Genomic DNA, 9,456 nt, shown 5'->3' with positions numbered 1-9,456 from the left:
TGTAATCTCCATTTAAAAGCTATTAAAAAGACGGGATTAATCCACGCCCAGATTAATCTTAGTAAAAATATGGGGCACTCAAAGCCGATTAGACGAAACAAGCTTCACCTGTGCTGTCAGAGTGAAGTGGGCCGAACCGATAAAGCGCAAGACGGTGCAGGTGAGACGCTTACTTTCATTTCGCTGATGGCCCATTCCAGATGCCCCCAGTTGAACCCCTCGCTGGCGTCGTGGTTGTCTTGGGCAGTCTCCATTGCCGCCGCGATTTCCTCTCGTGTCAGCGTCGGATCAATGCTCAGGAAGTCATCTGCCAGCCAGAAGGTTCCGCAGCACAGTTCGTCATCCCCGATGGCATCGAGACGCACCTTAAATTCACGTACCGTCATTTCTCTCATGTCGTTGTCCGGCGGGGCTTCCCCCGCCGCCTCCTTTCAGCCGCCGTAGTGCCCGACGTTGTTGATAACCCAGTCAGGCCCGGTCACGCAGGTGAAACCGTCCTCATCCTCTTCACCCCACTCCAGCGAGTCCCACGTCCGGCTGCGGAGGCCGGTGGCCAGCCACAGGTTGTGCAGCCGGTCGCAGTTTTCCTCGGTCAGGTTCACGCCGTCACGCAGCTGCGTGAGCCACGCTGTAAACGCGACGTTCTCCGGTGTGTTCTCCCCCGCCCCGCCACCGTCAGCGCCGGAAATGGCGCGTACGTGTCGTCCGTTACCGGACGCAGCACTCCGGCACAGCCCGCCAGTAAAAGCTGAATGCCCTGCTCTTCCGCCCGCGCATAGAGAGGGCGCACCTCTCCCCGCATCAGCGCCCGCACTTTACTCACGTTCTCCGCCAGGCCGGTCACACGCAGCCTGTTTGCACACCAATTCGGCATGATTTGCTCCTCAGTCAGTGGTTGCACGGCCTCACCTGCGCCGTGCCGACACAGCAGCCGGGCGAAAAGCGGAGCAGTCAGGGGCGGACGCGCAAGCCGCACGCGCCGCCGGAGCGGACTGAATGTCCCGCGCACGGCGGGGAACGGGTGAGCGAACGAGCGCCAGCGGCCCTTGACTGCGCAGCGGCTCGGCTAACGTGAAGGCACGGTGCAGCCTAATCATTCGAAGCCCGTCAGTGGACATGAGGATTTTTAACCGGCGTCAGGCGAAGCGATGACGCCGTTAAGCAGCCGAGCGCAGCGACATCCGTCTTAATATGACGGCCATAAGCACACTAAAGATTTAGAAAAAATGCAGAAACAACACATTTTTTGCGTTGTAATGAAAGAAAACGGTGAGGAGAAATGCACATGACGGGATGGCAGCTGAGGCTGTGGCGGAAAGGACTGTTGTGGAGCCGTGAACGGGCCGCGGCTGAACTCGGGGTGAGCCTGCGCACCTATCTGATTTATGAAAATGCCGATACAGTTAAGCGAACGGTGGCCATGGCCACGGTGACCCTGTCGCTCATTAACATCATGCCTGCACTGCGGTCCGATCAGCTGAGCAAAGACCTTCTGCTGAAGATGCTGCAGGATATGACCGGCGAGGTGGCAAAAAATAAAACTGAACAGCTTTCAGGCAGATGAGCCTGTCTGGAAGCTTTTCCTGTTCCACCCTGCTTGTAAGATAAATTCACCTCAATAATACTGTATACATGAACAGTGTTATTCGGAGGGAAATTTAATATGCGTCACGCACTCACAGCCGCCACCGGTCCGGCCGCTATTCGCCCGGAGGCCGTATCATGAAGCCTGCCACCTATGCTCAGGGCCTGATGCCGTTCTGGCCACCTCTCAGTGCGCCCCGGGTTCGCGTACCGCTCTTTGCCGAGCCCTGTGCGGCTGGCTTCCCCTCCCCGGCCGCGGATTACGTTGAAAAGGAGCTGGACCTCAACGAGCTCTGCATCCGCCGGCGCGCCTCGACCTTTTTTGTGCGCGCAAGCGGCAGCAGCATGGAAGGCCTCGGGCTTTATGACGGCGACGTCATGGTGGTTGACCGGGCCGAGGAGGCATCGCACGGGGACATCGTGATTGCCGAGGTTGAAGGGGAATTCACCGTCAAGCGACTGCAGCTGCAGCCGCGGCTCGCGCTGCTGCCGATGAATCCGGCCTACTCCGTAATTTACCCGGAGGAGCTGCAGCTACTCGGCGTGGTCACCTGGTGGTTCAACAGCACGCGCGCGCGCCGGAGGTAAACATGCCCATGTTTGGCCTGGCAGACGTCAACTCTTTCTACGCCAGCTGTGAGGCGCTGTTCCGTCCGGACCTGCGCGGTAAGCCCGTCGTCGTGCTTTCAAATAATGACGGCTGCGTCATCGCTCGTTCGGCCGGCGCCAAAGCGCTGGGAATAAAAATGGGCGCCCCATGGTTTCAGATAAAGACGAAGGATTTCGCTGAGCGCGTGCATGTCTTCAGCAGTAATTATGCGCTTTATCATAGTCTTAGCATGAGGGTAATGACTGCTCTTGAGGAAATGACGCCCCGGGTTGAGCAGTACAGTATTGACGAAATGTTCCTGGATCTGACCGGCATCGATGGCTGCGAAGACTTTGAACACTTTGGTCGGCGCCTGCGCGCGCACGTGCTGGCCACAACCGGCCTGACCGTGGGCGTGGGCATGGGACCGACCAAAACCCTGGCGAAATCCGCGCAGTGGGCAAGCAAGGAGTGGAAGCAGTTCCGCGGCGTACTGGCGCTTACGCCGGGCAACCCGAAACGCACCGAAACGCTGCTGTCCAGACAGCCCGTAGAGGAAGTCTGGGGCGTGGGCCGGCGTATCGGCAAAAGACTGAACGTCATGGGGATCAGCAACGCCCTGCAGCTGGCGCGTGCGCACCCTGCCCTCATCCGTAAAGATTTCAACGTCGTGCTGGAGAGGACCGTACGGGAACTCAACGGCGAGTCCTGCATTCCGATCGAGGAGGTCCCGCCGGCCAAGCAGCAGATTTGCTGCTCCAGGTCCTTTGGCGAGCGCATCACCTCAAAGGTGGCCATGCAGCAGGCGCTGTGTCAGTACGCCACTCGCGCGGCGGAGAAGCTCCGGGGGGAACGACAGTTCTGCCGGCGTATCAGCGTATTTATCCGGACTTCACCCCACGCGGTCAACGAGGTGTTTTACGGCAACACGGCCGGTGAAAAGCTGATGCTGCCCACGCAGGACACGCGCGACATCATTGAGGTGGCCATGCGCAGCCTGGACCGCATCTGGCTGGAAGGCCGCCGGTACATGAAAGCCGGCATTATGCTCGATGACTTTACCCCGAACGGCGTGAGCCAGCTGAACCTCTTTGACGATGCGCAGCCGCGGGCCAACAGCGCACAGCTGATGAAGGTGCTCGACGGCATCAATCAGTCCGGGCTGGGTAACGTGTGGTTTGCAGGTCAGGGAATAAGTACCGAGTGGAAGATGAAGCGTGAGATGCTTTCACCGGCGTGGACGACCCGCTGGGATGATATTCCAGTTGCACACCTCAGATAAAAAAATCTTTTGAAGTATTTGCATATTCATTTGTATATACAAATGCATATATTCTTGCATATACGTTCATTAAATGAATAGTCACTTTTTTCGATAAGATATGTATATACATAAGCATATACATACCTGTCACGACAATCACTTATATGGGCACATAACAATTAATAAATGTATATACATAGGTATATACACATTAGAATGTCACGTGTTTTCAATCAGTAAGTTAGCAAGTTTCTGGAGCATTTTATCATCGTCTAAGTAACAGGCGGCGCGTAACACTCTGGAACGGGTAATATTTTTCTGAGGAAGTAATTCCTGCATTTTCTCAACTAACATAGAAAGAGCATCATCATCGAGACCCGTAAGCCGCAGATTCATCTGTCTGCCCGTTGTAATGTTGCGCTTCTCAGCAACTCGGGTAACCCCTTTGGTTATGCGATCACTTCTTGCCAATTTCGGCCCCCTCAATTTGCTCAAGGAGTTCTTGAGTGAAAGCTTTATAATCCCTGTATGGCCGTTCATTTCTCGCAAAGAACATTACAGGACGATGAACATCGGTCGCCTGTTTAAAAAGCTCGCTCTGACGTATTTCAGTCTTGGCCACAACATATCCAGCTTCTTCAATTAATCCCTCAATTGATTTTTTCATCTTGGAGTGAGATTCGTTTACTTTTGTCTTTACAAGTGTATATACAAAAGGTTCATTTCTTCGCACTTCCTGAACCACTTGGAATAGGTCTTTAATGCCTTTAACTGCACGCTTATCCATGTCGACAGGGATGACAATTTTATCAGTGATCAGCAGGGCGTTTTCAATGCTCAAATCAATAGCAGGACGAAGATCGATGAGGATGAAATCGTAGGAATTTTTTACCTTGTTCAAACCCTCTTCAAGAATGCTTAGTCTATGGCGAAACCTTTCTGCACTTCGGGCTTCAACCGCAAGGGTTATATCAGCAGGGATGATATCTAGGTTATCAATCGTGTCATCACCGTCCATAGCAGAATAAATGAGTTTATTGATATCAAATTTAGGATCTGCAAATAGGTCCGTGATGGTGTAATCCTCATCACCACGTCCCAAATCATCGCTAAGGTTTCCCTGATGATCTAGATCAATCAGCAGGGTTTTATAGCCTGCCAAAGCTAATGAACAACCAACAGACATGCAGCTGGTAGTTTTGGCCACACCGCCTTTACTGTTAGCGAAAGAGATAATGTAAGGCTTTTTCATAATCACCACCGTGTATATACAAAAGTATATGCATATTAACTTATGGATTATCAGTGTCAATGTATATACATAAGTATATGCAAAATTAAAACTTGATATATACCTATGTATATACACACCCCATATAACATTCCTTTATATACAATGTGTTACGAATAAACTCCTTTCAGCAAATTTACAGCCTCGTTTCCCGGCATCTGGAACTGCACCCGGTGCCGGGCGGCCACGTCCAGCGCAAACACCCGTGTATAAATTTCCGTCGACTTCGCGCTTTTGTGGCCGAGCAGACTCTGCAGCGCCTTGAGCGGCGTGCCGGCGTACAGCATGTGCATGGCGTAGCTGTGCCGGAAGGTGTGCAGGGTGACCGGAACGGAGAACCTCACGCCCTCTGACGCGGCCGCCTCAACCGCCTCGTTCAGCCAGGTTCGCGCGGTACGGTCGGTGATGTCCCAGAGCCGCACCTTTTCAACCCGGCCGGTCTTCTCGCTCTTACGCTCCAGCGGAATGCGCAGGGTGGCGATCATCACCTCCAGCTGCGTCACGTACTGCGCGTCAGAGAGCGGCACCAGGCGGTGGGGCACGACGCCGGCGGCGCGGCGGCCTGCCCGGTGCTCCGCCTTATCCTCGCGCTGCTTGAGCGTGGCCAGCTGCACGAACGGGTACAGCTGGCGCAGCAGAAAGTCCCCCCGCGTCAGCGCCAGCGCCTCGCTGATGCGCGCGCCGGTGTTCCACAGCGTGGTGAACAGCATCTTACGCCGCAGGTCGGGCATGAAGTGGAGCAGGGCGCTGACCTCCGGCGCCAGCAGGTACTTCGGCAGGTCGTCGACCAGCGCGGCCATCTGCCGCAGCGCCAGCGCCGCGGGGTAGTCGATGGCCACCGGCAGCGATGGCGCCGCCGGCGCGTAGGAAATCATTCCGTTCATAGATGTGAGTCCGGTTAGAAAGGGGAGGGCGCCAGGCTTCAGAAAAAGCCATCCTCGTGTCCGCGCATCTCGCTCTCAAGATCAAGGATGTAGCGCAGTCCGTTATCGATACCGTCAAGATCGTCAGACGCCGCGGCCATCTGATCCCCGAAACGGCGTGTGTTAATATAGTGGAGACCTTCAAGGCTCCTGCCTCCCTCACGGGTGCGGGCATAGCGGAAGCCGGTTGCACCCAGATCCACCTCGTTCAGGGCCTTAACGACGGCGCTGACCCGCGTGAAATGAGAGGGCTCCAGCGTATCATCGGCCTGAAGGAGCAGCCTGCGGGCGACTTCCCAGAGCGTATTGAGGTTGTGCGTGACCTTGTCACTGCCACGGGGGCCATTATCCCTGAGCAGCCGGCGGGCCAGCCCGGTGACCTGCTTGATCTGCAATTCAATGTGATGGCGGTAGATGTAGCGGCTCGCAATCGAAACTCCCCCGACTCGCAATCAGCGCATATTTCGGCCCACATTAACTGCAAATGAAAAATGCTCCCGGCTCACATTAAGTGATAATGGGCTCGCATTTATCCTGCCCGGCTCGCAATCCATTCCGCCGGGCTCACAATAATTGCAAATCAATATCGTCATATTGGCAAACCGACCGCCAGCATTCTGTCACGTAGTTCAGCTGTGCGGGCCGGGTCCAGTTGATTGTTAAATAAGGCCCTGATTTCAGCTGGTTTTGCATCAAATTGCTCCACCATATCTTTCAGTCGGTAACCATGCCGCGTGAGTGTCGGTTCCAAGTCATCCAGTTGGCGTGACAGCACTGATTCAATCAGCGTGGCGGTAATCGGTTTTTCACCTGTCTGGTATCCTGCTTCCATCGACAGCGTCAGGTGCAACTGGACCTGCAGCGGTGTCCGAAGTTTCATCGCCAGCAGGTCAACTGCTTCGGCCGTCAGAATATCTTCCGGCTTACCCTTGCCGGTGCTGGTCTTCAGCAACCACTGAATATATTCGCGCTGGCTGCCGGTGATCCCGTCCAGCGTAAAAATATCGGTACGATAACCGATTTCCTCCATCGTCGGACGACGCAGGTCATTACGCAGTTTTGGGTGACCAGCCAGAACGACAGACAGCCGTCCACCGCCGTCTTCAACCACTTCCATCAGCCGTTTGAGCCCCGTCAGTGTATTACCGTTCAGGTCATGCGCCTCATCAACAAACAGTGCCACAGGGCGCTTACCTTTTTTGACCAGCTCCTGCAGTTCCCGCTCGCGGCGTTCACCCTGTTTGGGGATCTGCACCTGCTTATCCTGCGCCAGGTCGTAAAACAGGGCGTTAATCAGCGTGGCGAGCCGGACGCTGTGTTTGTCGACCGACAGTGAGCGGGCAACGATGATTTTGTTTTCATCGATCAGTTGTTGCTGCAGACGCCGCAGGGTGACCGTTTTACCACTTCCCACCACGCCACAGACGGCAATCAGCCGTCCTTCGCGTATCGCTCCTTTAATGTCTTTCATCAACTGCTTATGGTGAGCAGTTTCATAATACCCTGTCTGTTCAATAGACTGCGTCAGTCCATAATGTTCCATCACTTCAACCCGCATGGTCTTCTCCTGATTGTCTGTTACGAAAATAGTCTCTGATGCGGGCGAGTACTTCACTACGATTTAGCGTCTCAGCCAGAATACTGTCGATAAACACCCGGTCTTCATCCGACATCCTGGCCAGCGGTATGGCCAGATCGTCGGCAATAGCCAGTTTTGCCGCAATAACGCCAGGAAAGTGGTATTCAAATTTTCGGGTATCGAAGGGCTGATGCGGCAACTCATCAATGCGCTGCTGAGTGTCATCACTGACCACGCGGAGATCGCAGCCGGACAACGCGCTGATGGGGATGTTCAGCTGTCTGGCCAGAGCATGGACACGATCGGCCCGCTCTGCCGCTTTGCCACGCCTGAACGTCCGGTAACGGTGCAACGGCACAGGCCCCGACACCGGATAATAAGGCCCCCATGTTTCACCGGTAAACTCGACATACATCTCGTCATCAAACAGCCCCCACAGCAGGATGACGGTTTCACCCGCCATATCCGGGTCAACTTCCCATGCGGTGCCGTCTATCGTTACCCGCGCATCAACACCCACCTTGCGGGATTCAGGCTCCCGGGCGAACCGACAGTATTGTTCCCAGCTGCACATATCTCTCACGCCGTCCTGGGGGATATTTTCCAGCCAGTCCTCCAGTCGGGAGTGTTTCTCGCTGCGGTGACGCTGCGCATTGTAACGACTCAGATAGTTCCAGAGCCATTCGTTGGCCTGCAGCTCCGTCTCCGGTTTATGGAAATGGTACAGGGTTTCATGCGCCTCTTTGACGGTCCTGAAAGGACGCTCTACTTTACCTTTGGACCGTGCCGTCGTCCGGGTACCATCCTTACCTGCCGGTATATGCGTCAGCCAGTCAACCTTCAGGGACAGCATCACATTCTGGAAGACATGGCTTTTGGCCACCGGTCCGTTATCGAGGTACAGCATTTTTGGGCGGCCCTGAAAAGGAAAATCTGCTCTGACTTTCGGTGCCATAGCGTTGAAGAGAAAACGCAACGCTGACTCCGCATCTTCGCCATACACACACCGGTATTCCTGGTATGCAACACCGCTCCGGTCATCTACTACGCTGAACAGCATCAGCGTGGGTTCGCCCCGGGCAGGATCAACCCAGTCAGGCTGTTCAATATGCTTGAGATCGGACGGTGACATATCAAACTGCCAGCAGTCATTGCTGTTTTCAGCCTGAAATCTTACCGCCGGAGGCTCCCGTAACAGGCGGGGCTGATCGAGACGCCAGCGGGAAAGCCAGCGATTGACGGTCTGCTTACGAAGCAAGCCCCTGGGACTTTTTATCAATCCCTGAGCTGTCTCCACACCGTGCTCTTCCAGTAACTGTATTGCCCGTCCGGTTGACAGATGGCGACCGGATTTATTCGTTGTTCGCAGTTTCAGCGCGGCGATCAGCTCACAGTAATGTTCCAGTTCAGATGGGGGGAGTATCCGTGGCTGACCATGATCGCTTCGGTGAGCTGTGCGAGGTCTGAGGACCAGACGAAGGGCGCGATAGACCGTCGTGACTGAAATACCATACAACTGAGCGGTAGCGGCAATCTGGGTGGCACGTTCAGGGCTTTTTGGCGGCAGGCGATCGAGCCGTTGCCGCAGTTGCAACAGGGAGTCAGCCGGGATGGCGCTACGCCGGCTGCTCATAATTTTCCAGCGCCCGGTACACTGACGCCCTCCCGATCCCGAGATGACGGGCTATGGCTGTGGCCCCCATTTTCTCCGTGGTGTACAGACGCCACACTTCTGCTGGGTCTATTGAGGGTTTTCTTCCCCGGTACACGCCCCGTGCTTTCGCCGCGGCAATCCCTTCCATCTGGCGTTCACGTCGCAGATTGGTTTCAAACTCAGCGAAAACACCCAGCATATCGAGGAAGGCTTTACCTGCTGCTGAGCGCGTGTCCACTGGTTGTTCTGTTGCCCTGAGCGTTACGCCCTGCTGATTCAGGGCATATACAATATCCTGCAGGTCCTTAATGCTGCGGGCCAGGCGATCCACGCGGGTCACCATCAACGTATCGCCGGGACGCAGGAACTCCAGTAACAGCTGCAACTCGCTCCTTCCGGTCCGGCTACTTCCGCTGGCTTTTTCTGCACGAATGATTTCACAACCGGCAGCGCGGAGAATTTGTGTCTGCAGGGTAAGATCCTGATCACTGGTTGAAACGCGGGCATAGCCGTAAAGTGCCATAATGATGAAAACTGTCTCGTTTAAATCTAGATGATGAAAACGTACCACC

Annotated in this window: 11 protein-coding genes and 1 pseudogene; 3 read left to right on the top strand and 9 right to left on the bottom strand. The window is 55.0% G+C overall.

The window, feature by feature from the left end:
• Positions 1-116: 116 nt before the first annotated feature.
• Both GC087_RS25630 and GC087_RS25620 read right to left on the bottom strand, forming a co-directional pair.
• Positions 117-395, bottom strand: a complete 279-nt coding sequence (locus GC087_RS25630) for a hypothetical protein (protein ID WP_324030884.1) — start codon at positions 393-395, stop codon at positions 117-119.
• A 122-nt stretch (positions 396-517) separates the two neighbouring features.
• Positions 518-874: pseudogene (locus tag GC087_RS25620) on the bottom strand (DUF1281 domain-containing protein); the annotation flags it as partial.
• 411 nt (positions 875-1,285) lie between these two features.
• Here GC087_RS25620 and GC087_RS25615 point away from each other — a divergent pair.
• The 3 genes from GC087_RS25615 (at position 1,286) to umuC (ending at position 3,455) form a co-directional block, all read left to right on the top strand.
• Positions 1,286-1,564, top strand: a complete 279-nt coding sequence (locus tag GC087_RS25615; RefSeq protein WP_324030882.1) for an XRE family transcriptional regulator — start codon at positions 1,286-1,288, stop codon at positions 1,562-1,564.
• A 158-nt stretch (positions 1,565-1,722) separates the two neighbouring features.
• A complete protein-coding gene (umuD, locus tag GC087_RS25610; RefSeq protein WP_324030881.1) occupies positions 1,723-2,172 on the top strand; it encodes a translesion error-prone DNA polymerase V autoproteolytic subunit in 450 nt (149 codons plus the stop codon).
• An 8-nt stretch (positions 2,173-2,180) separates the two neighbouring features.
• Positions 2,181-3,455: a translesion error-prone DNA polymerase V subunit UmuC gene (gene umuC / locus GC087_RS25605; RefSeq protein ID WP_324030887.1), complete on the top strand. Its 1,275-nt coding sequence runs from the start codon at positions 2,181-2,183 to the stop codon at positions 3,453-3,455.
• Positions 3,456-3,656: 201 nt separating this feature from the next.
• Here the strand turns inward: umuC and GC087_RS25600 are convergent, their stop codons facing one another.
• From GC087_RS25600 to GC087_RS25570, 7 genes are all read right to left on the bottom strand, one after another.
• Positions 3,657-3,908: a hypothetical protein gene (locus GC087_RS25600; protein ID WP_222213825.1), complete on the bottom strand. Its 252-nt coding sequence runs from the start codon at positions 3,906-3,908 to the stop codon at positions 3,657-3,659.
• Positions 3,895-4,689, bottom strand: coding sequence for a ParA family protein (locus GC087_RS25595; RefSeq protein ID WP_324030880.1), 795 nt, complete (start codon positions 4,687-4,689; stop codon positions 3,895-3,897). Before GC087_RS25595 ends, GC087_RS25600 begins: the two co-directional genes overlap by 14 nt.
• 149 nt (positions 4,690-4,838) lie before the next feature.
• Positions 4,839-5,612 (bottom strand): site-specific integrase, encoded by a 774-nt coding sequence (locus tag GC087_RS25590; RefSeq protein WP_324030879.1) that lies wholly within the window; start codon positions 5,610-5,612, stop codon positions 4,839-4,841.
• Between the two features lie 38 nt (positions 5,613-5,650).
• Positions 5,651-6,103: a hypothetical protein gene (locus GC087_RS25585; protein ID WP_324030878.1), complete on the bottom strand. Its 453-nt coding sequence runs from the start codon at positions 6,101-6,103 to the stop codon at positions 5,651-5,653.
• Between the two features lie 137 nt (positions 6,104-6,240).
• The gene (locus GC087_RS25580) at positions 6,241-7,266 is read right to left on the bottom strand and encodes an ExeA family protein (protein ID WP_324030877.1); all 1,026 of its coding nucleotides are present in this window, start codon (positions 7,264-7,266) and stop codon (positions 6,241-6,243) included.
• Positions 7,199-8,863, bottom strand: coding sequence for an IS481 family transposase (locus tag GC087_RS25575; RefSeq protein ID WP_324030876.1), 1,665 nt, complete (start codon positions 8,861-8,863; stop codon positions 7,199-7,201). Before GC087_RS25575 ends, GC087_RS25580 begins: the two co-directional genes overlap by 68 nt.
• Positions 8,847-9,407, bottom strand: a complete 561-nt coding sequence (locus tag GC087_RS25570) for a recombinase family protein (RefSeq protein ID WP_248229931.1) — start codon at positions 9,405-9,407, stop codon at positions 8,847-8,849. The genes GC087_RS25575 and GC087_RS25570 overlap by 17 nt, the downstream gene beginning before the upstream one ends.
• Positions 9,408-9,456: the final 49 nt, after the last annotated feature.

The sequence above is a fragment of the Pantoea sp. JZ2 genome, from assembly GCF_035191405.1.
In the GTDB taxonomy this organism is placed as follows: domain Bacteria; phylum Pseudomonadota; class Gammaproteobacteria; order Enterobacterales; family Enterobacteriaceae; genus Pantoea; species Pantoea stewartii.
This window is presented reverse-complemented; position numbering and strand designations above follow the sequence as displayed.

Coding starts and splice junctions, on each gene's coding strand:
- GC087_RS25615 (WP_324030882.1), top strand. CDS start 1,286: ATGACGGGATGGCAGCTGAGGCTGTGGCGGAAAGGACTGTTGTGGAGC.
- GC087_RS25570 (WP_248229931.1), bottom strand. CDS start 9,407: ATGGCACTTTACGGCTATGCCCGCGTTTCAACCAGTGATCAGGATCTT.
- GC087_RS25575 (WP_324030876.1), bottom strand. CDS start 8,863: ATGAGCAGCCGGCGTAGCGCCATCCCGGCTGACTCCCTGTTGCAACTG.
- GC087_RS25595 (WP_324030880.1), bottom strand. CDS start 4,689: ATGAAAAAGCCTTACATTATCTCTTTCGCTAACAGTAAAGGCGGTGTG.
- GC087_RS25630 (WP_324030884.1), bottom strand. CDS start 395: ATGAGAGAAATGACGGTACGTGAATTTAAGGTGCGTCTCGATGCCATC.
- umuC (WP_324030887.1), top strand. CDS start 2,181: ATGTTTGGCCTGGCAGACGTCAACTCTTTCTACGCCAGCTGTGAGGCG.
- GC087_RS25590 (WP_324030879.1), bottom strand. CDS start 5,612: ATGAACGGAATGATTTCCTACGCGCCGGCGGCGCCATCGCTGCCGGTG.
- umuD (WP_324030881.1), top strand. CDS start 1,723: ATGAAGCCTGCCACCTATGCTCAGGGCCTGATGCCGTTCTGGCCACCT.